The sequence below is a fragment of the Dyella sp. S184 genome (assembly GCF_009766065.1).
Classification (GTDB): domain Bacteria; phylum Pseudomonadota; class Gammaproteobacteria; order Xanthomonadales; family Rhodanobacteraceae; genus Rhodanobacter.
Window position 1 is genome coordinate 184,405 of record NZ_LMUE01000009.1, and the last position, 25,479, is coordinate 209,883.

A 25,479-nucleotide genomic window follows, 5' to 3' on the forward strand; every position below is an offset into this window, starting at 1 on the left:
TCAGGGCCTCTACGAACGCGCGATGGTGCTGGTGCGACGGATTTTCTTCTGCAACTGCAGGATGCCGTGGATCAATGCTTCGGCCGTGGGCGGGCAGCCTGGCACATAGATGTCCACCGGCACGATGCGATCGCAACCGCGCACCACCGAATAGGAATAGTGGTAATAACCACCGCCATTCGCACAGCTGCCCATCGAGATCACCCACTTCGGCTCGGGCATCTGGTCGTAGACCTTGCGCAGCGCCGGGGCCATCTTGTTGACCAGGGTGCCGGCCACGATCATCACATCGGACTGGCGCGGGCTGGGGCGGAAGATCACGCCGTAACGATCCAGATCCAGTCGCGCCGCACCGGCATGCATCATCTCCACCGCACAACAGGCCAAACCGAACGTCATCGGCCACATCGAGCCAGTGCGCGCCCAGTTCATCAGTGCATCGACACTGGTGGTGGCAAAACCGCGCTGCACGATCGGGTTGTCGCCACCGGGCCGCAGGATGTCGTCGACAAGATTCAGTGGCTGCGGGTTATGCATCACCTTGTCGATGGAGGAGATCACTCCCATTCCAGTGCTCCCTTCTTCCACACGTAGGCAAAACCGATGACCAGCAGCAGCAGGAACAGCGCCATCTCGATCAGCGCGACCAGGCCGATCTGCTGGAACACCACCGCCCACGGAAACAGGAAGGCGATTTCCAGGTCGAAAATGATGAACAGGATGGCAAGCAGGTAATAGCGCACGTCGAAGCGCATGCGGGCATCTTCAAATGCCTCGAAGCCGCACTCGTACGGCGCGAGCTTTTCCGGCTCGGGGCGGCTAGGCCCTGCCAGCAGGCCGACGGCCAGCAACACCAGGCCGAGGCCGGTGGCAACACCGATGAACAAGAGAACGGGCCAGTATTCGGCAAGCACGATGCAACGTACCTCCGCGCCATCAGGCGCATCAGTGACCGTCGGGACTAAACCCAATAACTCACGGTCTGGCGACTTCGATTCGGCAGGCTGACGCGGCCATGGGCTGCTCAGTCGCGCTTGCGGCCATTGAAGCCGCGAGCGTCCGTTGTTCCGCGAGATGAGTTCGCGAATCTCGCCATTGTATCAGCGCGCATGGGTATAACGACAAGCCTTGACGGCCGGCGCCATGCGGATTATCGCCATGCATTGCTGCCGTGGCGTGATGCTGCCATTACATGGTGTGGGTGGCGCGCTCTGAATTGAGCGTACCGGCAAGGATGTTCTCGATACGGCTGCGCGCGGCTTCGGCGTCACTCGACTCGTTGAAGTGGATGCCGATACCAGCGGTGCGGTTGCCCTGTGCGCCCAGCGGACTGATCCAGACCACCTTGCCGACCACGGACAACCGCTCGGTTTCCTCGGCCAAGGTCACCAGCAGCACCACTTCGTCACCCAGCGAATAGGCCTGGGCAGTCGGCGCAAACAGGCCGCCATGCTTGAGGAACGGCATGTAGGCGTTGTACAGCGACGCCGCATCCTTGATTTTCAATGAAATGATGCCCTGACGGGCAGCCATCGGTTTCATGCTGAGCTCCTGCCGGGCGATCAAGCCGCCCGATCGATGACGCTGATCTTAGATGCTGTGATCCGCCCATACCACTGTTGTGGCGCAGCTGCGGGCCGAGGCGGCTTTGGCTGGAGCATCATGCGTTGTCCGACTGACTGGTCAGCAGCGACTGCCGCTCATTCACGAGACGCCCCCACGAGGCTGGCGGCACCCATCCGGCAATCCACGCCGGAACCGCTTCGGCGGCCATGGGCCTGGAAATCGAAAATCCTTGCAGCTGGTGACAGCCGAGTGAGGCCAGCAGGTCGCCTTGCGCGGAGGTCTCGACGCCTTCGGCAATCACCGTCTTGGCCAGCATGCGGGCGGTGGTGATCACGCCCGCGGCAATCGCCATGTTGCGCTCGTCGTTGATGATGTCCCGCACGAAGCTCTGGTCGAGCTTGATGTGCTCGATATCCAGCTGCTGGATGTGGCTCAGCGACGCACTGCCGGTGCCGAAATCATCCAGGCCGACGCGAATCCCGCGTCGACGGCATTCCTCGATGACGACTTTCGCGCGGGCATGATCCATCGACGGGCCAGTCTCGGTCACTTCGATGCCAAAACCCACATCCATCACGCCGGGATAGGCATCAAGTACGGCGTCGATGTCGCTGAAGAACGCCGGATGCAACAAATGACGGGTGCTGATGTTGACCGACACCGGGATCGAAATACCTTCCTGCATCCAGGACTGGCAGCGCCGCAGCGCTTCGTCGAGCACGTAGCGGCCGATTGGCCGCGCCAGTTGCGGGTCGTCCAGCACATGCATGAATTTGGCGGGTTCGATCAACCCTTCTCCGCTATCGTTGAGGCGCAGCAGCACTTCCATGCCAGCCACCCCATGCAGGCCAGGCAAACCGTCGATGAACACGATCGGCTGGTACAGCAGTACCAGGTGCGCCTGCTGCAGCGCCTGGGCGATTCGCTCCCGCATCGCCTGCAACCGCAGCTGCTCCAGCTCCATCACTGGCTCATACAGCGACCCGCGATCCTTGCCCTCTTCCTTCGCCGCGTACATCGCCAGATCGGCATGCCGCACCAGACCCTCGGCATCGGCTCCATCGAGTGGAAAAAGGGTCCAGCCGATACTGGCGGACAGATAGAGCTGCTCACCCATCAGATTGAATGGCGCTCGCAATACTTGCAGGATGCAGCGGCTGATCACATCGAGCTGCTCCCGGCTGTCGAAGCCGGAAATCACCAGCGCAAACTCATCACCACCGAAGCGGGCCAGCACATCGGCCTCGCGCAACATGCCCAGGACCCGCGCCGAAGCCTCGGCCAGCACGCGGTCGCCACCACCGTGCCCGATCGTGTCGTTGACGCTCTTGAAGCGGTCAAGATCCAGCACGCCGACAGCGAGCATGGATTTCTGCTTGACAGCCCGCGTCCGCGCCTGCTCCAGCAGCTCGAACAACAGGCGCCGGTTCGGCAGGCCGGTGACCACATCGTAAAACGCCAGCCGCTCGACCCTGGCTTCATGCATTTTCTGTTCGGTGATGTCGCGCTGCTGCCACAACCGTCCCTGCGGCACGCCATCGATCTTGATCGGCACGAAGTCGCGCAGGAAGATGCGGCCGCCCCGCATGGATATCTCCTCGGCTTCGACCGGCTCGCCCCGGGCCAGGATCTGCTGGATCCTGGCCCACTCGTGCTCGGGATCCTCATAAGCCTGTTTCAGGCGGCCATACATCTTGGCTGCCGGCTGACCCTCCAGTTCAGCCGGTGTCTCGGACAAACCGAACAAGGTGCAGAAAGCCTCGTTGGCAAACTTCACGAGATTGTCTTCGGAGACCACCAGGACGCCGGTGTACTGGTTCGACAGGATGGTGCGGAAGTGGATCAGGTTGAGCCGCAGTTTCTGTTCCGCTACAACACGGGCGGCACGCGCACGCTGCATCTGGACGCCGAGGCCCAGCTCGACCGTCATTTCCGAAAAGACCTGCACCTCGACTGCAGTGAAAGCATCCGACCCCGCTGCACCGATCACGAACACGCCGACAATTGCCCCCTCGACGCGCAATGGCAGCGCGAGCACAGCATGCAGTCCTGCCATGCCGGATCCTGATGGCCAGTCCACGCGCCCTGATGACAACCGGTGGCTGACCTGGGCCTGCCCAGTCGCCATCGCGGTCACTGCCGTGTCGTCCGCGTAATGGGGATCGCCCAAGTCGAGCGCAGCCTCCGTTCCGGCGCCCTGAGCAAGACCATCATGGGCACGCAGCTTCAAGCTTGAGGGGGCATCCTCCTGCAACAGGCCAATCCAGGCAACCTGATAACCGCCGGTACGCCTTGCCACGCGACAGGCATCGGCGAGCAACACCTGCTCGTCCACACTGTGGGTTGCCAGCTTGATCATCTCGCTGAGCAAACGCAGCGCGTGACGCTGGCGTGCCTCGTCATGCACCGATTGCAACAACCGCATCCGCTGCCCGTGCGCCTCAAGCCCCAATCCGATGCTTGCCGCAACCTGCTGCAGAAGTTCGATCATCTGCGGTGAAAAGAAGCTGGCATGGGATGACCGTATGACCAGCCCGGCGCACACCTCGCCGAACTTCAGCACCGGCACGGCGATCACGGAGGTAACCCCGTGCCGCACGTACGCCGGACGAAACATCTCCAGGCCCGGCGTATGCCTGATATCAGCCTCCAGCTGTGGCGCGCCCTGCCAGAACTCTGGCCGCGCAACCGAGAACGACATGTTTTCGGGATAGATGTCACTCTTGCCTGAAGCTACCCGCGCCGGAGCAATCCGCCGGAACTGGCTGGTACCACGGTCCAGCTCGCCCACCATCACAAAGCGGGCCCCGATCCGGCGCTCCAGCACCTCGATGACTGCCTCGTAGAGCACCGGCGGATCGAGCGAGCGCACCAGCAACTGGCCGATCTCGGACAGCGCTGCATAGAAGCTCTCACTGGATGCGGCAGCCGCTTCCGCATCGATCTGCATCGAATTCTGATCCGGATTGTGCATACGCGTGACACAGCCAGTGGATGGAATCAGCAGCTACGGCCTCAACCTGACAGACGTTCGATCGACTGGAATCACTAACCGGCAGTGGACGATGGCCCGGCGCCGGCGCAACCAAGCAGCCGCCGTCATGTTCCGCCACCACTTCCGCATACCCCTGATTCCCCTTGCCACCACGCTAGCCCTGTCAATCGAGCTATGCAAGGCCGGCAATCACCGTGGCGGATTGCCCGGCAACTCGCACCAGCCCCAGTGATCGAAGATCCACGGCGAAGGCAGGGTCGAGGCCAGCCTGACAAATTGCAGCTGGCCCGATATTTCGGCCGTTGGCTGCAGCCGATAGCCGCCATGCTGGTCGCGCTGCAACGGGGCATCACGCCAGTTCCAGCTCTGCGTGCCTCTCGCACTGACCAGACTCAGCCGCAACCAAGGCCACAGCCAGACGGGCGGCCGCCACGGCAAGATGAAAGATGAGGATGCAGCCACCCCGGTGTAACGCTCGGGTCGTCCAGCCAGCGCGCGCATACGACGACCGCTCAAGGCCATCTGACTGCCATGCTCGGCCAGCGCCACCTGCTTGTTCACTGTTTGCTCAAGCGAACCGCCAATATCGATGAACCCGGCATCCTGCGCATGACCATGTACCAGGTAAGCCAGCAACTGCGGCGGATGGGCCTGCCCTGCCAAGGCAAGTCGAACCAGCACGTGCGCCGCGCCGTGATCGGGGTGACGGTCGTCGAGCGAAGGCAACACGACGAGATTGGGTTGAAACCGGCCGATCGCTGCGGCCAGCGCCGACACAGCCTTGTCGCCCGATTGCAGTACACAGTCGGTGAGACCCATGTCGGGCCAACCCATGCTCTCGAGCGCTGATGCCGGCAGGCCGAGTTGCTGCAACGCCTGCAGCATTTCAGCCGACCGGCGACGCCCCCAGCGCTGCCGGTCGGCATCGCGGATCCGCACACGCCGTTCCAGCCAGCGTTGTGGCCATGGGTTGTTGTCGCCGGCGGTCAGCAACAGGATCTGGACCTCTCCACCTGCCTCCTTTACCTGCTGGATCAGCAGGCCGGTGGCGATGGTCTCGTCATCCGGATGCGGTGCGACTACCAGCAACCGGGTCTGCCCGGATAAGACTGGCAGCCCGGGCGCCAACGGCTCTGGCAACGCGCGTGCGATGGCTTCCGTCAACGCCACTTCGCCAGCAATTCCAGCAGCAACAGATCGCCACGCAACGGGCCACGCAGACCCTCGCGGGTACGATTGACTGCGTTGTACCAGTGTCCGAGCGCCTCGACATCCATCGTGCTGGCCAGCGGCCCGGTACCTTCGGCCGCCCGTGCCCTGATCTCATCGGCGGTGGCCTGGGCCGCGAACCACAGGCGCTGCGTCGGCTCGCTGTCCAGCCAGCGCTTGACCACTTCGGTCGGCTGGCCACGGCCAGCGGCCAATGCGGCCAGATCCTTGCGCACTTCCAGCCGGCGCCCCAATGCCCCTTCCTGCGCCCAGGCTTGTGCCAGGCCAGGATTGCCACCCGCCGCAGTCAGTGCATCCGAGGCATCGCGGACGCCTTCGGCCTGCAGCCATGCCAATGCCCCAGCGGTATCGGGCAGATGAAATTCGATCCGCTGGCAGCGGCTGCGGATGGTCTGCGGCAGCCGCCACGGCGCATCGGCGAGCAGGAACAGCATGGTCTGTGCGGAGGGTTCTTCCAGCGTCTTCAACAGTGCGTTGGCAGCTGCCGTATTCATCGCGTCGGCCGGATCGATCATGGCTACCTGCCAGCCGCCGAACTGGCTGCGCATGGCCAGCCGCGCCGACAGCTCGCGGATCTGCTCGACCACGATCTCGCTGCGCTGCACGCCGTCTTTGCGCAGGCCGAGGCTCAGTGCGACCAGATCCGGGTGCGAGCCAGCCGCCAGCAGCAGGCAGCTGCGGCAAGCACCGCAGGCCTCGCCTTCGATCGGCCGCTCGCACAGCAGGCTCTGTACGAAACGCTGGGCAAATACGCGCTTGCCGAGACCTACCGGACCGCAAAGCAGCAGCGCATGCGGCAACGCGTCGCGCTGGCGGCGCGCCTGCAATCGCAGCCAATGTTCCGCATGCCAGGGCATCGCGCTCATACCTTTGCCTCGAACAGATGAGCTATGGCGACGATCGCGGCCTGCAGCACGACCGCGGGTGATTGACTGGCATCGAGCATGCGGAAACGATCCGGCTCGGCGGCGGCACGTTGACGGTACGTTGTCCGTACGCGTTCGAAGAAACTGTCGGCTTCCACCTCGATGCGGTCGGCATCGCCACGACCAGCCGCACGCGCACGTCCGGTTGCCACCGGCACATCGAGCAGCAGGGTCAGGTCCGGTTTGACGCCGGCACAGGCCCAGTCTTCCAGCGCAGCTATGCGCGACTCCGGCTGACCGCGGCCACCGCCTTGATAGGCGTAACTGGCGTCGGCAAAACGGTCGCACAGTACCCAGTGGCCCGCATGCAGTGCCGGCTCGATCACTTCGCGCACCAGTTGCGCGCGCGAGGCAAACATCAGCAGCAATTCGGTCTCGGCGGCCAGCTCGCGCTGTGCCAGGTCGAGCACGATGGTACGCACGGCCTCACCGACCCCGGTACCACCGGGTTCGCGTGTCTGCACCAGGGCGATGCCATGCTGTTCGATGCATGCGTGCAGCCCGGCCAGCAGGGTGCTCTTGCCAGCACCCTCGCCACCTTCGAGGCTGATGAATTTTCCGCGTGCCGCGCTCATGGACAATGCTTCCGCTGGTAACAGTCGACATTGCGATTGTGTTCCTCCAGCGTGCTGGAAAACGCATGGGCGCCGTCGCCACGGGCAACGAAGTAGAGCTCGGTGCCGGGCGCCGGGTGCAGGACCGCCAGCAGCGCCGGCTTGCCCGGCAGCGCGATCGGCGTCGGCGGCAGACCCGGTCGGGTATAGGTGTTGTAAGGCGTGTCGGTGGTGAGATCGGTCTTGTGGATATTGCCGGTGTAGCTCGCACCCATGCCGTAGATCACGCTGGGGTCGGTCTGCAGCAGCATATGATTTTCCAGGCGCCGCACGAACACGCCGGCGATCCGTGCACGCTCATCGGCGCGACCGGTTTCCTTTTCCACGATCGAGGCCAGGATCAGGGCGTCATACGGCGTGGCCAAAGGCAAATCCTTGTCACGCGCAGGCCATAGCGCATCGAGCGTCTTGAGCATGTCGGCGTGCGCGCGCTTGAGGATGTCCAGATCACCATCGCCTTTCACATAGGCATAGGTCTCCGGCAGGAAACGTCCTTCCGGCGCCTCACCGGGGGCACCGATCTTCTGCATGATCGTTGCATCGTCCAGACTGGCACTATTGTGATCGAGCTTGTCGGCCTTCGCCAGCGCCTGGCGCAACTCGGCAAAAGTCCAGCCGTCCACGATGGTGAAATTGCGCTGCATCACCTTGCCAGCCGCCATGTTGGCGAGCAGCTGGCGTGGAGTGATGCCCGCCGCGAGCGCGTACTCGCCGGCATGCAGCTTGCCAGCCACGCGCATCTGCTCAGCCAGCAATCGCCAGTACAGCTGATTGGCCGTGCTCAGCTTGCGCTGGTTCAGTTCACCGACGATGTTTCTGAAGCTGGTACCACGACCGATATCGATGCTGTCGCCCTGCGTGGCCACCTGCAACGGCGCATTGCTGAAACGGTTGAAGTCGTTCCAGCCATACAGCAGCGCACCACCGACCGCCAGCAGCACGAGCAGCATCCATGGCCATGCGCGTCCGCGCATCGATCGGTGACTCATCCGTCCTGCTCCATCGAAAAACCGAGATTGTGCCAGTGCAGTTGCAGCTGGCGTGTGAGTACACCTGGCACATACACCTGTTCACCCAGCGAATGTACCGGCAGGATGCCGCGCACGCTCGAACTGAGAAAGACTTCGCTGGCACCTAGCAGGGTATCCAGGGATAGTTCGCCCACCTGCGCCTGCGGGTAAGCCGTCAGTACTTCGGCGCGGCCTACGCCGGCCACCCCGCAGCGATCCAGCGCCGGCGTCAGCAGCACGCCATCGACGACGGCAAACAGATTGGCCATCGTCGCCGAAATGACACGACCGTGGCTATCGCAGAGCACGCCTTCGGCGATCGCGGGGTCGTCCCACTCGGCACGTGCCAGCACCTGCTCCAGCCGGTTCAAATGTTTCATGCCGGCCAGCAGCGGCTGTTCGGCCAACCGGATGGCACAGATGCGCATGCGCACGCCCTGCGCATACGCTGAGTCCATGACCTGCGGCGGTGCGAAAGCTGCCACCACACGCAACGGTTGCGGCGATACCGGCAACGTGTAACCGCGCTCGCCGACACCGCGGGTCACTGTGATGCGTACCACCGCCTGCGGCATGCCACGAGTGACTTCCAAGGCCTCGCGCCACAATTGCGCCGGATCAAGCGCCGGTATCCGCAGACGTTCGCAGCTTTCGCTGAGTCGTCGCATATGACGCGACCACAGCGGCGCCACGACACCGACGAGACGGATGCTCTCGAACAGACCATCGCCATAGGCCAGACCGCGATCCAGTGCAGGAACCTGGTCGGCTGGCGCGCCGTCGATGAGCATGCGCGCGGTCATCAATCCGGCACACCCAGCGCACGCAACAGCCCTCGGGCCTTGGCGCGGGTTTCACCCAGCTCGCTCTCGGCCACCGAATCGGCGACGATGCCGGCGCCGGCGCGCAGGCTGACTTCATCGCCGGCCAGGGTCAGGGTGCGGATCAGGATGTTCAAGTCGAGGTCACCGTTGCGATCGAGGTAGCCCAGTGCGCCGGTATAGGCGCCACGCGGCCTGTCTTCCAGTGCGGCAATGATTTCCATGCAGCGCACCTTGGGACAGCCGGTGATGGTGCCGCCGGGAAAGGTGGCAGCGATGACTTCACCAGGTGTCACTTCGGCGCGCAGTCGGCCTCGTACATTGGAGACAATGTGGTGAACGTGAGCGTAACTCTCCACGGCCATCAGCTCGTCGACCTCGACCGTACCGGGTATGCAGACGCGACCGAGGTCGTTGCGCTCCAGATCGATCAGCATCACATGTTCGGCGCGCTCCTTGGGATGTGCGCTCAATTCACGGATACGTGCCAGCTCATCATCACCCGGCAGCCGTGGCCGCGTACCGGCGATCGGCCGGGTCTGCGCCACGCCACGGCGCACCTCGACCAGCCGTTCGGGCGAGGAACTCACCACCGCCCAGGCCGGTTGCTGCAACAAGCCGGCAAACGGGGCCGGATTGGCCTGGCGCAGCACGGCATAAAACGATGCCGGTGTAGGTGGCTGTGCATAGCGCGCGCGCCAGGCGCGCGACAGGTTCACCTGAAAAATGTCGCCGGCATAAAGATGTTCATGGATACGTGCAACACCATCGAGAAACAATGGCGGCGCATCCTCTTCCCACACGGTCGGTGCAGGCAACGACGGAATCAGCGGGGTTGCCGTAAGATCGGACTCAAGCGCATCGAGCAGTTCCGCATGGTCAGCCTCGGCAAGCAGGATCGTGCAGTCGCGCACATGATCGACGATCACCGCGGCCGGGCAGCGCACAGCGAGTGCCACCGGCAACGCTGACGGTGGTCGCAGCTTCAGCTTCGGCTCGATCTCGCCAGCCAGTTCGTACGCCAGCAGCAAGACCCAGCCGCCATGGAATGGCAGCTCATCGTCAGCAGCTGGCAATCGTTCGGCTTGCCAGGCTGCATCTAGTGCATCGAGGAAACGCCCACTCTGCAGATATCCGGCGCCGTCGTACAGACGGCCATCCGCGTGCAGCGTGAGCCGATCACCCGGAAACGCGAACAGGATGTCGTAACGCGATTGCGCGGTGCCACGCACCACGCTTTCCAGCAGGCACGGATAGCGCTGCGGAAACGAAGCGGCCGGCGCGAGCAAATCGCGCCGGCCGGCCAGGATACGACGATGGCAGGTCACACTCAGACGCGACGGAATGCCAGCGTGCCGTTGGTGCCGCCAAAGCCGAACGAGTTGGAGATCGCCACGTCGAGCTTCGCTTCGCGCGCGGTATGCGGCACGAAATCCAGATCGCAGCCTTCGCTCGGCTCGTCCAGGTTGATCGTCGGCGGCAGCACCTGGTCGCGCAGCGCCAGGATGCTGAAGATGGCCTCGACGCCACCGGCCGCACCGAGCAGATGGCCGGTGGTGGATTTGGTCGAGCTCATCGCCAGCTTGTAGGCGTAATCGCCGAAGACCTTCTTCGCCGCCATCACTTCGCCCAGATCGCCCAGCGGCGTGGAGGTGCCGTGTGCGTTGACGTACTGCACGTCGGCGGGATTGAGACCGGCATCGTTCAGCGCGCTCTGCATGCAGCGCGCCGCACCCTCACCACCCTCGCTCGGCGCGGTCATGTGGAACGCATCGCCACTCATGCCGAAGCCCGCCAGTTCGGCATAGATCCGGGCGCCACGTGCCTTGGCATGCTCGTATTCCTCCAGCATCAGCACACCGGCGCCGTCGGACAGCACGAAGCCATCGCGGTCCTTGTCCCACGGACGGCTCGCCCGGGTCGGATCGTCGTTGCGGGTGGACATCGCCTTGGCCGAGCAGAAGCCGGCCATCGCCGTGCCGGTGGTGGCGAACTCGGTACCGCCGGCGATCATTGCGTCGGCGTCGCCGTACTGGATCATCCGCGCGGCCAGACCAATATTGTGGGTCGCCGTGGTGCAGGCAGTGACGCAGGCGATATTCGGTCCCTTCAGGCCAAACATGATCGACAGCTGGCCCGAAACCATGTTGATGATCGAGCTGGGCACGTAGAACGGCGATACCCGGCGTGGTCCCTTGGCGGCCAGTTCGAGCGTGGTCGCTTCGATCGTGTACAGGCCGCCGATGCCGGCGCCGACTGCCACACCGATGCGCGGTGCGTTTTCTTCGGTCACTTCCAGCCCGGAATCACGCAAAGCCTGGGTACCTGCCGCCACGCCATAGTGGATGAACGGGTCCATCTTCTTGACGTCCTTCACCGGCATCCACTGTGCCGGATCGAAACCGCTGACCTGGCCGGCGATACGCGTGGAATAAGCGGAGGTATCGAAATGGGTGACCGGGCCGATCCCGCTGACGCCCTTGAGGACGCGCTCCCAGGCGGTGGCGAGTTCGTTGCCGACCGGCGAGATGATGCCCATGCCGGTCACTACCACACGTCGCTTGCTCATGCTGATGTTCCTTCGTGATTCCGTAAATCCGTTGCGGGCGGGCGCCTCGCGACACGGATCGTAGATACGTCATCCACCTCGCCAGAGACGCATCCTGCGCACCATACGGGGTCGGACGTTACAAATTGCAGAAACGAAAACTGCGCCAAGAAGGCGCAGAATTCAGTATTGCTGTATGAAAAAACTGGGTCGCAGAATGCAGCCCAGTCAGACGCACAGCGATCAATGGCGTACCAATCAATCCTTGGAGTGGGCCTTGATGTAATCAACGGCCTGCTGCACGGTGGTGATCTTCTCGGCGTCTTCGTCGGGAATCTCGGTCTCGAACTCTTCCTCGAGCGCCATCACCAGTTCCACCGTGTCCAGCGAATCTGCGCCCAGATCGTCCACGAACGAAGCGTTCGCCGTGACTTCATCTTCCTTCACGCCCAACTGCTCGATGACGATTTTCTTGACGCGCTCTTCGATGGTGCTCATGTTGCCCATACCTCTCAAGGAGTAAATGTTTGTCTGTGCCGGCGTAGTGCCAGCAAAAGGCCGGCGGCATTGTAGTGGCTAAACCGCTGGGCCGCCACGATCCGCCGGTGATATGGAGCGCAGTCCAAGGTGGACCGGCGCGAAAGCGTAATTGTCTCCTAAAACGAGTCCGCTGGCGACAACTACCTCTGCAAGCCTTACGGCATATACATGCCGCCGTTGACGTGCAGGGTCTCGCCAGTGATGTAGGCCGCCGCCGGCGAGGCCAGGAAACCCACCGCCTTGGCGATATCCGATACCTCACCGAGCCGGCCCAGCGCGATCTGGCCAAGCAGTGCCTGCTTCGACTCTTCGGGCAACGCGCGGGTCATGTCGGTGTCGATGAAACCCGGCGCCACCACATTGACGGTGATGCCGCGGGTGCCGATCTCGCGCGCCAGCGACTTCGAGAACGCGATGATGCCGGCCTTCGCCGCCGCATAGTTGGCCTGCCCAGGATTGCCGGTGAGCCCGATCACCGAAGCGATCGAGATGATGCGGCCCTTGCGCGCCTTCATCATGCCGCGCATCACCGCCTTGGAAGTGCGGTAAACCGAACTGAGGTTGGTGTCGAGGATGACGTTCCAGTCTTCCTCGCGCATGCGCATCAGCAGCTGGTCACGGGTGATGCCCGCGTTGTTGACCAGGATCGAGACCGCGCCGAATTCCTTGGTGATGCCATCGATCAGTGCGTCGACTGCAGCGCTCTTGGTGACATCGAGCACGCGACCGTGGCCACCGTTCGCGGCCAGTCGTTCGCCGATCGCTACCGCGCCGCTCTCGCTGGTCGCCGTACCGATCACGGTGGCGCCCATGGCCGCCAGCTCGTCCGCAATCGCCGCACCGATGCCGCGGCTGGCGCCGGTGACCAGCGCGATTTCACCTTGCAGTGGGTTGCTCATCTGTAGAGGTTCCTGACATTCAATAGGGAAATTTTTGCGTACCGCGGAAAGGTCACACCCACTCGGCGCGCGCAGCATCCAGCTCGGCCGATGTTCCAATCGCACGCGCCTCGAGCGTCTTGTCGATGCGCTTGATCAGGCCGCTCAGCACTTTGCCGGGACCGCATTCGGCGATACGGGTGGCGCCGCCCGTTGCCAGCACTTGCACACATTCAGTCCAGCGCACCGGCAGATACAGCTGACGCTGCAATGCACCGCGGATTTCATCCACCGTGTCATAGCTGCGCGCTTCGGCGTTTTGTACCACCGGGATCGACGGCAGCTGCCAGCTGATCGAGGCCATCCGCTCACCCAGCCTGTCGGCCGCCTCACGCATCAACGCACAATGCGACGGCACGGACACAGCCAGCTTGATCGCCTTCTTCACGCCCAGCTCGGCCAGCCGTGCCAGCGCACGATCCACTGCCTCAGCATTCCCCGCGATCACCAGCTGGCCGGGTGAATTGAAGTTGGCCGGCGATACCACCTGCCCCTGCGCCACTTCCTCACACACCGCGGCAATCTGCGCGTCGTCGCCACCGAGGATTGCTGCCATCGCACCGACTCCTGCTGGCACCGCTGCCTGCATCAGGCGACCGCGTGCAGCCACCAGCGCCGCTGCATCATGCAGCGACAACGCACCGGCACAAACCAGCGCGCTGTATTCGCCCAGGCTGTGACCGGACAGCTGAGCCGGCTGCACGCCGCCCAGTTTTTGCCATACCCGCCATACCGCCACGCTGGCAGCAAGCAGTGCCGGCTGGGTGTTCTCGGTACGGTTGAGCTGGTCTTCCGGCCCATGCGCGCTCAAGTTCCACAGATCGAGTCCGGCGCCCTGCGAGGCCTCTGCAAACGCCGCCTGCACTTCGGCATGCGCAGCGGCAAGCTCGGCCAGCATGCCAACCGATTGCGAGCCCTGACCAGGGAAAACGAAAGCGAGCGAGGCGGAAGTTGAACTCATGGATGCGCAGATCCCATCGACGAAAACCGCCATGGTGCCAGCATCGCCGCCCATACGCAGCTGTATTCGTTAATTCTTGCAGGACGGAAAACACAATGCCGCCCCTGGGCGGCATTGTGGAGAAAACTTGAACTGACCTGGCTCAGTAACGCAGCAGCGCCGATGCCCAGGTGAAACCGCCGCCAAACGCTTCCAGCAGCAGGTTCTGGCCGCGCAGTACCTTGCCCGACCGCACCGCGTAATCGAGTGCCAGCGGCACCGAACCGGACGAGGTATTGGCGTGTTTGTCGACCGTCACGATGACCCGTTCCATCGACATCTTCAACCGCTTGGCGGTGGCCTCGATGATACGCAGGTTGGCCTGGTGCGGAATCAGCCAGTCGATATCCGACTCGACCATCCCGGCCGCCTGCAGGGTTTCATCAACCAGCGAGTCGAGCGTCTTCACCGCGACCTTGAACACCTCGCGGCCCGCCATCTTGATGCGCACGCCGTGATTGGGCTCGTCCTTGAAACCGACCGAGACGCCCACCGGGTTGTACAGCAGATGCTTGAAACCGCCATCGGCGTGCAGGCAGGTGGCATAGATGCCCGGCTCGGTGGAGGCCTCAAGCACCACGGCGCCGGCGCCATCGCCAAACAGCACGCAGCTCTCACGTTCGGTCCAGTCGACCATCCGGGTCAGCGTCTCGGCACCGATCACCAGCACCTTCTTCGACTGCCCACTCTTGATGAACTTGTCGGCAATACCGAGCGCGTAGACGAAACCCGAGCAAGCCGCGTTGACGTCGAACGCGGCGCAGCCGTTCGCACCCAGCCGGTGCTGCACCAGGCAGGCGGTGGACGGGAAGATGATGTCCGGCGTGGTGGTGCCGAGCACGATCAGGTCGAGCTCGGACGCCTTGACGCCGGCCGCTTCCAGCGCGCGCTGTGCCGCCAGGAAGGCCAGATCGCCAGTGGTCTCACCGTCGGCAGCGATATGCCGCTGGCGAATGCCGGTGCGGCTGTGGATCCACTCGTCACTGGTATCGACGATCTTTTCGAGATCGGCATTGGTGACCACGCGCTCGGGCAGCGCGCTACCGGTGGCAATGATGCGGGAGTAAATCTGGGACATTCAGCTATCCATCAACGGAAACGGAGGATCGAACACCATGATCGGCGATACAACGCCACCACGTTACGTTCCGGCGCACATAAACGCAAAACGGCGCGTCGCCGCGCCGTTTGCATGATCGTCTATCCCGGGAACCCGGAGGGTCCCACAGAACCGATCAATCCTCGACCGACACCGCACCCTTGGTTTCGATCACTTTCTTGCCGCGGTAGTAGCCATCCTTGGTGACGTGATGGCGCAGATGCACTTCGCCACTGGTCGGATCGGTGGACAGCTGCACGGTCTTCAGCGCGTCGTGCGAACGACGCATGCCGCGGGTGGACGGGGTACGGCGGCTCTTGGCAACTGCCATGGTAATTCTCCAACTGAAACTTGATGATCTGTTTCGACAAAACCAGAATCGGATGATCCGGGTCGGTGGTTACTTCTTCAGTTCGCGCAACACCGCGAACGGATTTTCGGAGCGCCCTTCGCCGGTAAAATCCTCTTCCGGCTCATGGCCTGTCACTTCGTCGGGCAGGCTGCTGTCCGGATTGATCGGAATCAGCGGCAGCGCCAACAGCAATTCGTCTTCGATGACATCTGCCGGATTCAACCGGCCATCCTGAGCCACCAGCAGTGGTTCGCAGTCAGGCGGCAAGCCGGCCTCATCGCGTTCCAGTTTGATCAAGCCGAGCCGGGTGTTCACCGTCACCGGCAGTACAAACGGTTCCAACGTGCGCTGACAAACCAGTGTCAGCGAAGCCTGCGCGCGAACATCGACATAGCTCGTGCCCATGCTGTCAGAGCCGAAATCCAGCTCGAACCGCACCACTCCGTCGGTGCCCGCAAGGGCTCCGCACAGGCGTGGCATGGCCGCAATGGGTAGCGTTCCCTCGAACGAACGCCGCGCCGAGACCATGCGCCAAGCGTCCACGGACTCTGGCAGTGTCACGGACATAATCGGGAAATGTTAGGTATGAAGCCGTCCAAAGTCAACTGGTATGGCTGCCCAAAGCCATCGAACAGCCGCTATCGGGGCTTATTTTGCCTGATCCGGCCCCGATGCGGCAGACTGAATGCCTTCGTCGCATGAGCTGCCGCCTTGAATGCCTATCTGACGCTCGGCATCGCCGCGCTGTTACTCCTGTTGTTTGTGGGCGCTGGTTGGGCTCTCCTGATGCGCCGACGCCATGTGCAACGCAGCCGCAGCCTGCAGAATCTGCTTGATCTGGCCGACCGGCTGGAAACCGACCTCAAGACCTGCCGATCCGGCCTGCAGCAGGCGCATGCGGTGATGTCGCTCAATCCTGACCTGCCCGCTGCCAGCGAACAGGATGCCCAGCATGCCATCGACGGCGGCCTGCGCGCCCTGCTGCAGCAACGACTATGGATACGCGACCATTCGTCAAACGCCAGCCAGCAGGAGCTGGACGAGGCCGCCAGCTCGATGCGCAGCACCGACGAGCGCCTGCAACCCCTGCTGCAGGCGCTCACCCAGGCCCAGCATGACCTGAACAGCGCCATGCGCGAACACATCCGGCGCGAATCCGAGACATGAATTCGCTGGCATCGACAAGCCCCCGGCTGGTGCTGGGCTCCACCTCGCGCTACCGCGCCGAGCTCCTGCGCCGGTTGACGGCGGATTTCGAGCAACGAGCGCCCGGCACCGATGAGTCCGTACTGGCCGGCGAAGCCCCGACTACCCGAGCACTGCGGCTGGCGATCGCCAAGGCCGAAGCTGCCGCGGACGGGCTACACGACGTGCTGGTGATCGGTTCCGACCAGGTTGCCGAACTTGACGGCCGGATCCTCGACAAGCCCGGCACCGCCGCACGCGCCCACGCCCAGCTCACGACCTGTTCCGGTCGCGAGGTGCATTTCCACACGGCGCTGTGCCTGCTCGACACCCGCAACGGCAATCGGCACACCCATGTCGACCATACCCGCGTGTGCTTCCGTGCGTTGAGCGCGACTGAAATCGCGCGCTATATCGAACGCGAGCAACCGCTCGACTGCGCCGGCAGTTTCAAATGCGAAGCCCTCGGCATCAGCCTGTTCGAGTCGATCGACAATCGCGACCCCAGCGCACTGATCGGACTGCCCCTGATCGCGCTGGCGCGATTGCTGCGCGCAGCCGGTATCGAGTTGCCTTAGCTCGGTCATACCGAACAATCGCTACACTGCCTCTCGGCTTCCCAATCCGCCTCATACCGAAGAAACCATGTCTGCCATCACTCCGCTTCGCGATGAAGGTCTGCAACAGCGCCTGGGCGCCGCGATCGCACAGGTCAACCAGGTGCTGCTGGGCAAGCCGCGTCAGGTGAAGCTGGCGTTTACCTGCCTGATTGCCGGCGGCCATCTGCTGCTGGAAGACGTGCCTGGCGTGGGCAAGACCACTCTCGCCCACGCGCTGGCAGCCACTTTCTCGCTCGATTTCCAGCGCGTGCAGTTCACCAGCGACCTGCTGCCGTCGGACATCATCGGTGTCAGTGTGTACGAGCGTGAGGCGAACCAGTTCCGCTTCCACCCTGGTCCGATCTTCACCGGCCTGTTGCTGGCTGACGAAATCAACCGCGCCAGCCCGAAGACCCAGAGCGCATTACTTGAGGCGATGGCCGAGAACCAGGTGACTGTGGACGGCCAGACGCACGCCCTGGCGCAACCGTTCTTCGTCGTCGCCACGCAGAACCCACTCGATCTCAATGGCACCTTCCCGCTGCCCGACTCGCAGCTCGACCGATTCATGCTGCGACTGTCGCTGGACTACCCGGACGCTACCGCCGAGCGTGCCTTGCTCACTGGCAGCGATCGGCGCGACATCCTTGCCAAGCTGCTTCCGCAACTTGATGGCGCATCATTGATCGCGCTGCACAGGCAGGCCCAGGCGATCACCGCCAGCAGCGCCCTGCTCGACTACCTGCAGGAGTTGCTCGCTGCCAGCCGCCGGCACACCGAGATCCGCGTGGGCCTGTCGCCACGCGCGGGGTTGGCCCTGCTTGGTGCTGCGCGCGCATGGGCCCTGCTCAGTGGCCGCACTCACGTATTGCCGGAAGACATCCAGGCGCTGTTCGTGCCACTGGCAGCTCATCGACTGCTGCCAGCGCGCAGCGCCAGCGGCGACACGCTGGCACGACAGCTGCTGGCCGAGGTCGCGGTGGACTGATGCGCGGCACCCTGCAGCGTGTGCAGACCTGGGCCGAACGCCGACTGCCTGCGCTCACCCGCTACCGGCGTCTGGAAAGCCTGCCGATCGAACTGCATCGGCGACGGATCTATATCGTGCCGACCGGCTTTGGCATCGGCTTTTCGCTGCTGCTGCTGGTGATGATGGTCGGCGCGCTGAATTACGCCAACAATGCCGCACTGCTGCTCACCTGCCTGCTTGGCGCAGCCAGTGCCGCCAGCATGCTGGTGGCGTTTCGCAGCCTCGACGGCTTGCGCTTGAGTCATGTCCGCGCCGGCCATGCAGTTGCGGGCCAGCCAATCGAACTCATGCTGGAGTTCGACTCCCACCGCGGCCGCAGCGCGATCCGCGTCGACGCGGGGCACGACTCCACGGCCTTTGCCATCGATGCCGGTGGATCCACCCAGGTAAAAATCGCACTGCCAACCGTGCGACGCGGCTGGCAACCACTACCGCGACTGCGCCTGTGGAGCAGTTGGCCACTAGGCCTGTTTCGCGCATGGAGCTGGCTTTATCCGGAGCAATCCGTGCTGGTATGGCCGCAACCGGAAACCGCCGGGCCACCGCCTTACGCCGCCGCAGACGATGCCCGCCACATGCGCTTGCACCAGGGTGACGAACTGGCCGCGTTGCGCGATTACCGCGCTGGCGACCCGCAACGGCACATTGCCTGGAAGGCCAGCGCCCGTCACACCAATCTGCTGGTGAAGGATTTCGAGCAGCCACAAAGCCGCCCGCAATGGCAGCTGGACTGGCGCCAGTTGCACGGGCTGGATCACGAGGCCCGCATCGCTAGGCTGGCCCGCTGGCTGGGTGAGGCACAGAGCCAGCGGCACAATTACAGTCTCTGGCTACCCAGCAACGAAATCGCCAGTGGCAACGGCCCATTGCACTATGCGCGCTGCATGAGCGCATTGGCATGCATGCCATGACCCCACCCCCACGAAAATCCCGCGTCGCATCTGTGGTCGATACGCGTGCGTTCGATCTGCTGAGCCTGACCATAGCCTTCGTGCTTGGCCTGCACGCGATGCATCTGCCGTGGTGGCTGGGCATCGCGCTGGCACTGATACTGGGGTGGCGCTGGTGGCAACGGCGCCAACGCACTGGTCGCGTACCGCGCTGGTTCAAGCTGCCACTGCTGGTGCTGCTGGTGCTGGCCGTGATCGCCCACTACGGCAGCATTTTCGGCCGCGCACCGGGGGTAGCGCTCGCTGTTGGCCTGTTGATCCTGAAACTGCTGGAAACCGAATCCGCGCGCGATGTCCGCGTCGGGATCAGCTTTGCGTGCTTTGCCCTGATGGCGGCGCTGCTGTTCGACCAGGGGCTGATTGCCACTCTTGTCGTTGCACTGGGCCTGCTGCCGGCACTGGCGACGTTGCGAGCGCTGGAGCCGGCGCAGGCACCCGCCACGCTCCAACGCACCCTGCTGCCAGGCCTTGGCCTGCTGCTGTCGGCGTTGCCGCTGGCGCTGTTGGCGTTCCTGCTGGTGCCGCGACTGAGCTCGCCGCTGTGGGGAGCGCCCTCACCCAACGAGGCACGCACCGGGCTGAGCGAAAGCATGTCGCCAAGCGGTTTCACGGACCTGCTCACCGATGACCGTCCGGCCATGCGAGTCAGTTTCGACGGCGCACCACCACCAGCGAACCTGCGCTATTTCCGCGCCTATGTCATGTGGAATTACGACGGCTCCAGCTGGAGCTACGCGGACGTTGTGAATCACGCGCCGGCTGAACTGAAAGCCATCGGCATCGTCGGATACCGGATCAGCATGGAACCTACGCACCAGCACGTATTGCCGATGCTGGATATGCCGCTGGGGGCACCAACTGGCGCAACGCTGCGCGCGGACCGTGTCGTCATGGCCGACAAAGCGGTCAACGATCCGCTCACCTATACGGCACAGTCAGCTATCCAATACCGCCTGCAACCGGAACTCGGCGTCCGGGCGCGCAATCTCGGGTTGTCGCTACCTGTCGGTTTCAATCCAAGAACCCTCGCGCTCGGGCAGCAATGGCGTCAGCGCTATGGCAGCGACGATGCTGCCATCGTGCAGGCCGCGCTGACTCTGTTCCACGACGGTGGCTTTCGCTACACGCTGGCACCGGCGCCGCTGGGGCACGACGCGATGGACGACTTCCTGTTCAACACCCGCGAGGGCTTCTGCGAGCATTACTCCTCGGCGTTTACCGTGCTGATGCGAGATGCCGGGATCCCGGCACGCGTGGTGACCGGTTATCAGGGTGGTTACTGGAGCAAGTACGGCAACTACCTGCTGGTGCGCTATTCCGATGCCCATGCATGGAGCGAGGTGTGGCTGGCCGAGCGTGGATGGGTACGTGTTGACCCCACTGCTGCGGTACGACCGCAGCGCGTGAGCCTGGGCGCGGCGGCCGCAGCGGATGGCCAGTTGCCGTGGTACGAGAGCCGCTGGCTGCAATCGCTGCGTAATCACTGGGATATCGTCAACCGCTGGTGGGGTCAAGGCGTTATCGGTTTCGATACGCTGCGCCAACACGGCCTGCTGACCCCGTTCGGTATTCGTGATGTCGATACGGCGACGCTGGGCGTACTGCTCGCGATCAGCAGCATGCTGTTCATTGCGATCGGTTTGGCGTGGGCGCTGTTGCGGCGGCAGGTGGGCGATCCGTTGCGTGCCGCCCTGCATGAGCTGGAGCGGAAACTGGCACGCAAAGGTATCGTGCGCCGACCCAGCGAAGGTCCGCAGCATTACCTGAGTCGCGCTGCCCGTGCGTTACCGGGGCAACGCGATGAACTTGCCACGTTGATGAGGTGTTACCTGGAACTGCGTTATGCCCATGACGAACCGCCGCCTGAATCGTTGCGTGACTTTCGACGCACCGTACGGGATTTTCGGGTCGTCCGCGTGGTCAAATGAAAGCCGACGCGATGGCGCATGCCACCGCCCCTGATGGAGAAACTGCCATGTCCCTGTACCGCCCCCTTACCCTCGCCGCAGCCATCGCCTTGCTGGGTGGATGCGCGACGATCCCCCAACCGCTGGCTGGCAACTACGCCAACGTCTCCACCGCCAGTGTCCAGCAGGGTGCCGCCGGCGGCGGCACTCGCGTGCGCTGGGGCGGCGAGATCATCAAGACCGAACCGGGTCAGCAGGAGACCTGCTTCTACCTGCTGTCGCGTCCACTGGACGATGAGGCTCGCCCTGAACGGGGTAACTCAGGCGCCGAAAACCAGGGGCGCTTCGTGGCCTGCCGCGCCGGTTTCTATGATCCGGAAGTCTTCACCCGCGGCCGCGAGCTGACCGTGACCGGTACGCTGCAGGGCACGGTGTCGCAGAAGGTGGGCGATTACGACTACGCCTATCCGCGCGTGGAAGCCGACGTGGTCTATCTGTGGCCGAAACGCTCCGTCTACGCGGGTTACCCCTACGATCCGTATTGGGGTCCATGGGGTCCGAGCTACTACGGGCCGTGGGCTGGCCCATTCTGGGGTGATGGATACTGGGGCGGCGGGTATTGGGGTGGAAGGCGGCGCTGATAATCACACATGAAAACGCCGGCGTTGGCCGGCGTTTTCATGTGTGGCCACGTCACCCACTCAACCTGGTGGCCAGCTCAATCGACGCCCGGCCAGCAGATGCACGTGCAGATGAAACACGGTCTGGCCGCCATCCTCGTTGCAGTTGATCACTGCCCGGTAACCCCGTTCGGCAAAACCCTCCTGTTTTGCGTAATCGGCCACGGCCAGCAACAAATTGCCAAGCAACGCCTCATCGGCCAAGGTGGCATCGTTGAGCGTGGCCAATGGCTTTTTCGGAATGAACAGCACGTGCACCGGCGCCTGCGGATTCAGATCGCGGAATGCCAGCACCTCGTCGTTCTCGTAGACGATGTCGGCCGGTATCTCACGGCGGATGATCTTGCTGAAGATGGTATCGCTCATGCCCGCTTGCTCCGTATAGGTCAGTCCAGCAGCTGGCGCCCGCCGAACGCATGCGCCAGTGTGTTGCGATCGACGTATTCCAGTTCCCCGCCCAACGGCACGCCATGCGCCAGCCGGGTTGGTCGCACGCCACCGGCACGTGCCAGCTGCGCCAGGTAATGTGCCGTTGCTTCGCCTTCCACGGTGGGGTTGGTGGCAATGATCAACTCCTCGATCTCGCCGCCGCCCAGTCGCTGGGTCAGCTGCGTCAGCCCCAGTTCCTCCGGTCCCAGTCCGTCCAGCGGCGACAACCGCCCCATCAGCACGAAATACTGGCCACGATAACCGGTAGCCTGCTCGATCGCCGCCAGGTCGGTCGGCGACTCCACCACGCACAGCACCTGCCGGTCACGGCTGCTGCTGGCACAGAGTGAGCACAATGGCTCCTCGCTGAAGTTGCGGCACTGGCTGCAATGGCCGATGCGCTGCATCGCCTGCTCAAGCACAGCAGCCAGTTTCAGCCCGCGCTCGCGCTCACGCTCCAGCAGATGGAAGGCCATCCGCTGCGCACTCTTGCCGCCCACGCCGGGCAGGCAGCGCAGCGCTTCGATCAATTCAGCGAGAAGGTTTGACCCGTTGCTCACGATCAATCAGAACGGCATCTTGAAACCGGCCGGCAGATTCATGCCGGCGGTGACGCCACCCAGCTTGTTCTTGCTGACCTCGGCCACTTTGTTCACTGCGTCGTTGATGGCGGCGGCGACCAGGTCCTCGGCCATCTCCGGATCGTCGGCAAACGTCTGCCGATCAATCTGCACGCGACGCACCTCATGCGCACCCGTCATCACCACGCTGACCAGACCGCCACCGGCGTTACCCGTGACTTCCAGCTTGGCGATTTCTTCCTGCGCACGCTTCATGTCTTCCTGCATGCGCTGGGCCTGCTGCATCAGCTGACCGATCTGTCCTTTCATCACACTGCTCCGAACTTAATTTTCAAGGGGTTTGACGGATTGCGGCACCACGCGAGCGCCAAATTCGCGCTTGAGCGACTGCACCAGCGGATCGCCTTCGATCGCCTGCTCGGCAGCCGCCTGCGCCGTGTCGCGCACCTGCGCGGCACGCGCCGCCGGCGTCTGCGTACCTGCTTCCTGGTTGCTGCCAACAAAACGCAGACGGATGCGCTCGCCGAGTACCTGACCGATGCGCTCCTCCATCTGACTGACCATCGGCTCCACGGCCAGGTTCATGTGAGCTGGCTGCAACGCGAGCACCAGAGTCTGGCCGTCACGTTCACGCAATACCGCGTTCTGTGCCAACAGGCCAAACGGGCCACGCAGGCCCGCCTGCTCGATCAAGGCATCCCAATTCGGCAGGCCGTTGGCATCCCGCGCCACAGGCGCCATGACCGCTGCAGGCGCCGGTGCCGGTCGCGCAGCAGGCTCCGCGCGCAGCGGTGATGGGTAATCCTTCTGGCGCTCCGCCACAGTGGCAGGACGCACCGGAGCTGCAGTAATCGATGGTGATGACATCGCCGGGGGCATCGTGTTGCCAACCGTTGCCGGCTTTTCGGCACGCCCCGTCGGCGCATCGTCGCCCGGTCGAAACGCCAGCATGCGCAGGAGTGCCATCTCGAAACCGGTGCGCGCATCCGGCGCCAGCACCAGATCGTGCCGACCGGAGGTGGCAATCTGGTAATACAGCTGCACGTCTTCCGGCGTCATCCGCCCGGCCAGTGCGACCAGCGCACCGTCGTCATCACTGCCTTCCTCCGGCTGGTAGCCTGGAATCAGCTGGATCAGCTGCAGGCGATGCAGCACGCTGGCCAAGTCATCCAGCACGCCGCCGAAGTCCGGCGAATACGAGGCAATCTGCGTGCACTCGGCGAGCAGTCGTTCACCGTCGCCCGCGGCCAGTGCATCGAGCACACCCAGTACCTGCCCGCGCGCCACGCTACCAAGCATGGTGCGCACGTCATCGGCATGCAGCGCACCACCGCCATAGGCAATCGCCTGGTCGAGCAGTGACAGGCCATCGCGCAGCGAGCCGTCAGCGGCACGCGCCAGCTCACCGATCGCGCTGTCTTCGTAAGCAATATTTTCCGCGCCAAGGATGTGCCGCATCTGGCCGGAGATCTGTTCGGGCAGCAAGCGCTTCAGGTTGAACTTCAGGCAGCGCGACAGCACCGTCACCGGCAGCTTCTGCGGATCGGTAGTGGCGAGCAGGAACTTCACATGCGGCGGCGGTTCTTCCAGCGTCTTCAGCAACGCGTTGAACGCGTTCTTTGACAACATGTGCACCTCATCGACCAGGTACACCTTGAAGCGACCGCGCGACGGCGCGTACTGCGCGTTCTCGATCACCTCGCGCACATCATCCACACCGGTATTGCTGGCCGCATCGATTTCCAGCAGGTCGACAAAACGCCCCTCATCCACCGAGGTGCACACCGAGCATTCGCCGCATGGATCAGCCGACTGCCCGCGCTCGCAGTTCAGCGACTTGGCGAAGATGCGCGCGATGGTCGTCTTGCCGACGCCACGGGTACCGGTGAACAGGTAGGCGTGATGCATGCGTCCGGTCTCGAGCGCATTGGTGAGGGCGCGCACCACATGCTCCTGCCCGACCAGCTCGGCGAACTTGCGCGGGCGCCACTTGCGTGCGAGTACCTGATAAGACATGCCATACCACCTTGGGGCGAAGGTCGATTGTGCCAAGTCGGAGGCGGCAAGTCAGTAACAAACGCCGCGCGATCGACTGCAAGGATGCCGGTTGCCTGGCGCATGGGCTGCGAGGCTGGGAGCCGAAAAGGCGGCGGCCCCGCCAGCCACACCCCGGCACCCGAATCATTCGCTACCGTTGCTTCCTTCCGGACCTGGCGGAGTTTGCGAACTATCGTCGCGGGGGGACCGACGGGGCCACCATAGACGTGGGCTGTTAAGCCCTGAAACTGATATGAAACTAGAAGTTGGCGGAGAGAGCGGGATTCGAACCCGCGATACGTTTTACCGTATACACACTTTCCAGGCGTGCTCCTTCAACCACTCGGACACCTCTCCGCAGGAACTCTCTTCGTCGGGCATCTGGCCCGGCAAAGAAGCGGAAGAATAGCGGCAGGCCCGGTTGCAGGCAAGCGGACGCAGC

The 25,479-nt window shown here is 63.6% G+C and carries 27 protein-coding genes, 1 tRNA gene and 1 other RNA gene; 6 read left to right on the plus strand and 23 right to left on the minus strand.

What is annotated here, in order from left to right; translation table 11 throughout:
- Positions 1 to 9: 9 nt before the first annotated feature.
- The 17 genes from GSQ75_RS12940 to GSQ75_RS13020 all read right to left on the minus strand — a co-directional run bounded on the left by GSQ75_RS12940 (position 10) and on the right by GSQ75_RS13020 (position 16,167).
- Positions 10 to 567 carry an NADH-quinone oxidoreductase subunit B gene (locus GSQ75_RS12940; protein ID WP_158755294.1) on the minus strand — a complete coding sequence of 186 codons (558 nt, stop codon included), beginning with the start codon at positions 565 to 567 and terminating at the stop codon, positions 10 to 12.
- On the minus strand, positions 558 to 914 hold the full coding sequence (locus GSQ75_RS12945; RefSeq protein ID WP_158755295.1) for an NADH-quinone oxidoreductase subunit A: 357 nt from the start codon (positions 912 to 914) through the stop codon (positions 558 to 560). Before GSQ75_RS12945 ends, GSQ75_RS12940 begins: the two co-directional genes overlap by 10 nt.
- 274 nt (positions 915 to 1,188) lie before the next feature.
- The gene (locus GSQ75_RS12950; RefSeq protein ID WP_158755296.1) at positions 1,189 to 1,542 is read right to left on the minus strand and encodes a PilZ domain-containing protein; all 354 of its coding nucleotides are present in this window, start codon (positions 1,540 to 1,542) and stop codon (positions 1,189 to 1,191) included.
- 118 nt (positions 1,543 to 1,660) lie between these two features.
- On the minus strand, positions 1,661 to 4,516 hold the full coding sequence (locus GSQ75_RS12955) for an EAL domain-containing protein (RefSeq protein ID WP_158755297.1): 2,856 nt from the start codon (positions 4,514 to 4,516) through the stop codon (positions 1,661 to 1,663).
- A gap of 234 nt (positions 4,517 to 4,750) precedes the next feature.
- Positions 4,751 to 5,725, minus strand: coding sequence for a PIG-L family deacetylase (locus GSQ75_RS12960; RefSeq protein ID WP_158755298.1), 975 nt, complete (start codon positions 5,723 to 5,725; stop codon positions 4,751 to 4,753).
- Positions 5,722 to 6,657 carry a DNA polymerase III subunit delta' gene (gene holB / locus GSQ75_RS12965; RefSeq protein WP_158755299.1) on the minus strand — a complete coding sequence of 312 codons (936 nt, stop codon included), beginning with the start codon at positions 6,655 to 6,657 and terminating at the stop codon, positions 5,722 to 5,724. The genes GSQ75_RS12960 and holB overlap by 4 nt, the downstream gene beginning before the upstream one ends.
- Positions 6,654 to 7,292, minus strand: coding sequence for a dTMP kinase (gene tmk / locus GSQ75_RS12970; protein WP_158755300.1), 639 nt, complete (start codon positions 7,290 to 7,292; stop codon positions 6,654 to 6,656). Before tmk ends, holB begins: the two co-directional genes overlap by 4 nt.
- The gene (mltG, locus tag GSQ75_RS12975) at positions 7,289 to 8,320 is read right to left on the minus strand and encodes an endolytic transglycosylase MltG (RefSeq protein WP_158755301.1); all 1,032 of its coding nucleotides are present in this window, start codon (positions 8,318 to 8,320) and stop codon (positions 7,289 to 7,291) included. Before mltG ends, tmk begins: the two co-directional genes overlap by 4 nt.
- Positions 8,317 to 9,144, minus strand: a complete 828-nt coding sequence (pabC, locus tag GSQ75_RS12980; RefSeq protein ID WP_158755302.1) for an aminodeoxychorismate lyase — start codon at positions 9,142 to 9,144, stop codon at positions 8,317 to 8,319. The genes mltG and pabC overlap by 4 nt, the downstream gene beginning before the upstream one ends.
- Positions 9,144 to 10,490, minus strand: coding sequence for an aminodeoxychorismate synthase component I (locus GSQ75_RS12985; RefSeq protein ID WP_158755303.1), 1,347 nt, complete (start codon positions 10,488 to 10,490; stop codon positions 9,144 to 9,146). The genes pabC and GSQ75_RS12985 overlap by 1 nt, the downstream gene beginning before the upstream one ends.
- A 2-nt stretch (positions 10,491 to 10,492) precedes the next feature.
- The gene (gene fabF / locus GSQ75_RS12990) at positions 10,493 to 11,731 is read right to left on the minus strand and encodes a beta-ketoacyl-ACP synthase II (protein ID WP_158755304.1); all 1,239 of its coding nucleotides are present in this window, start codon (positions 11,729 to 11,731) and stop codon (positions 10,493 to 10,495) included.
- A gap of 237 nt (positions 11,732 to 11,968) precedes the next feature.
- Positions 11,969 to 12,208, minus strand: a complete 240-nt coding sequence (acpP, locus tag GSQ75_RS12995) for an acyl carrier protein (protein WP_007805185.1) — start codon at positions 12,206 to 12,208, stop codon at positions 11,969 to 11,971.
- Between the two features lie 197 nt (positions 12,209 to 12,405).
- Positions 12,406 to 13,149 (minus strand): 3-oxoacyl-ACP reductase FabG, encoded by a 744-nt coding sequence (fabG, locus tag GSQ75_RS13000; RefSeq protein WP_158755305.1) that lies wholly within the window; start codon positions 13,147 to 13,149, stop codon positions 12,406 to 12,408.
- A gap of 52 nt (positions 13,150 to 13,201) precedes the next feature.
- A complete protein-coding gene (gene fabD, locus GSQ75_RS13005) occupies positions 13,202 to 14,149 on the minus strand; it encodes an ACP S-malonyltransferase (RefSeq protein ID WP_158755306.1) in 948 nt (315 codons plus the stop codon).
- A 142-nt stretch (positions 14,150 to 14,291) separates the two neighbouring features.
- Positions 14,292 to 15,266, minus strand: coding sequence for a beta-ketoacyl-ACP synthase III (locus GSQ75_RS13010; protein ID WP_158755307.1), 975 nt, complete (start codon positions 15,264 to 15,266; stop codon positions 14,292 to 14,294).
- A gap of 157 nt (positions 15,267 to 15,423) precedes the next feature.
- Positions 15,424 to 15,618, minus strand: coding sequence for a 50S ribosomal protein L32 (gene rpmF, locus GSQ75_RS13015; protein WP_077441856.1), 195 nt, complete (start codon positions 15,616 to 15,618; stop codon positions 15,424 to 15,426).
- Positions 15,619 to 15,687: 69 nt separating this feature from the next.
- Complete coding sequence (locus tag GSQ75_RS13020) at positions 15,688 to 16,167, minus strand: YceD family protein (protein ID WP_158755764.1); 480 nt, start codon at positions 16,165 to 16,167, stop codon at positions 15,688 to 15,690.
- 183 nt (positions 16,168 to 16,350) lie between these two features.
- Here GSQ75_RS13020 and GSQ75_RS13025 point away from each other — a divergent pair, with 183 nt between their 5' ends.
- The 6 genes from GSQ75_RS13025 to GSQ75_RS13050 all read left to right on the plus strand — a co-directional run bounded on the left by GSQ75_RS13025 (position 16,351) and on the right by GSQ75_RS13050 (position 21,951).
- The gene (locus GSQ75_RS13025) at positions 16,351 to 16,806 is read left to right on the plus strand and encodes a hypothetical protein (RefSeq protein ID WP_158755308.1); all 456 of its coding nucleotides are present in this window, start codon (positions 16,351 to 16,353) and stop codon (positions 16,804 to 16,806) included.
- Positions 16,803 to 17,402 (plus strand): Maf family nucleotide pyrophosphatase, encoded by a 600-nt coding sequence (locus tag GSQ75_RS13030; RefSeq protein WP_158755309.1) that lies wholly within the window; start codon positions 16,803 to 16,805, stop codon positions 17,400 to 17,402. The genes GSQ75_RS13025 and GSQ75_RS13030 overlap by 4 nt, the downstream gene beginning before the upstream one ends.
- 67 nt (positions 17,403 to 17,469) lie before the next feature.
- Positions 17,470 to 18,411 (plus strand): MoxR family ATPase, encoded by a 942-nt coding sequence (locus GSQ75_RS13035; RefSeq protein ID WP_158755310.1) that lies wholly within the window; start codon positions 17,470 to 17,472, stop codon positions 18,409 to 18,411.
- Positions 18,411 to 19,364: a DUF58 domain-containing protein gene (locus tag GSQ75_RS13040; RefSeq protein WP_158755311.1), complete on the plus strand. Its 954-nt coding sequence runs from the start codon at positions 18,411 to 18,413 to the stop codon at positions 19,362 to 19,364. Before GSQ75_RS13035 ends, GSQ75_RS13040 begins: the two co-directional genes overlap by 1 nt.
- A complete protein-coding gene (locus GSQ75_RS13045) occupies positions 19,361 to 21,331 on the plus strand; it encodes a DUF3488 and transglutaminase-like domain-containing protein (protein ID WP_158755312.1) in 1,971 nt (656 codons plus the stop codon). The genes GSQ75_RS13040 and GSQ75_RS13045 overlap by 4 nt, the downstream gene beginning before the upstream one ends.
- A 47-nt stretch (positions 21,332 to 21,378) precedes the next feature.
- The gene (locus GSQ75_RS13050; RefSeq protein ID WP_158755313.1) at positions 21,379 to 21,951 is read left to right on the plus strand and encodes a Slp family lipoprotein; all 573 of its coding nucleotides are present in this window, start codon (positions 21,379 to 21,381) and stop codon (positions 21,949 to 21,951) included.
- A gap of 60 nt (positions 21,952 to 22,011) precedes the next feature.
- Here the strand turns inward: GSQ75_RS13050 and GSQ75_RS13055 are convergent, their stop codons facing one another.
- From GSQ75_RS13055 to GSQ75_RS13080, 6 genes are all read right to left on the minus strand, one after another.
- On the minus strand, positions 22,012 to 22,356 hold the full coding sequence (locus GSQ75_RS13055) for a histidine triad nucleotide-binding protein (protein WP_158755314.1): 345 nt from the start codon (positions 22,354 to 22,356) through the stop codon (positions 22,012 to 22,014).
- 20 nt (positions 22,357 to 22,376) lie between these two features.
- The gene (gene recR / locus GSQ75_RS13060; RefSeq protein WP_158755315.1) at positions 22,377 to 22,979 is read right to left on the minus strand and encodes a recombination mediator RecR; all 603 of its coding nucleotides are present in this window, start codon (positions 22,977 to 22,979) and stop codon (positions 22,377 to 22,379) included.
- Between the two features lie 6 nt (positions 22,980 to 22,985).
- A complete protein-coding gene (locus GSQ75_RS13065) occupies positions 22,986 to 23,309 on the minus strand; it encodes a YbaB/EbfC family nucleoid-associated protein (RefSeq protein WP_158755316.1) in 324 nt (107 codons plus the stop codon).
- Positions 23,310 to 23,324: 15 nt separating this feature from the next.
- Entirely contained in the window at positions 23,325 to 25,016 is a 1,692-nt protein-coding gene (gene dnaX, locus GSQ75_RS13070; RefSeq protein ID WP_158755317.1) for a DNA polymerase III subunit gamma/tau, read from the minus strand.
- A 137-nt stretch (positions 25,017 to 25,153) separates the two neighbouring features.
- Positions 25,154 to 25,250: signal recognition particle sRNA small type (gene ffs, locus GSQ75_RS13075), an RNA gene on the minus strand.
- A gap of 54 nt (positions 25,251 to 25,304) precedes the next feature.
- Positions 25,305 to 25,394: transfer RNA gene (locus tag GSQ75_RS13080), tRNA-Ser, on the minus strand.
- Between the last annotated feature and the right edge of the window lie 85 nt (positions 25,395 to 25,479).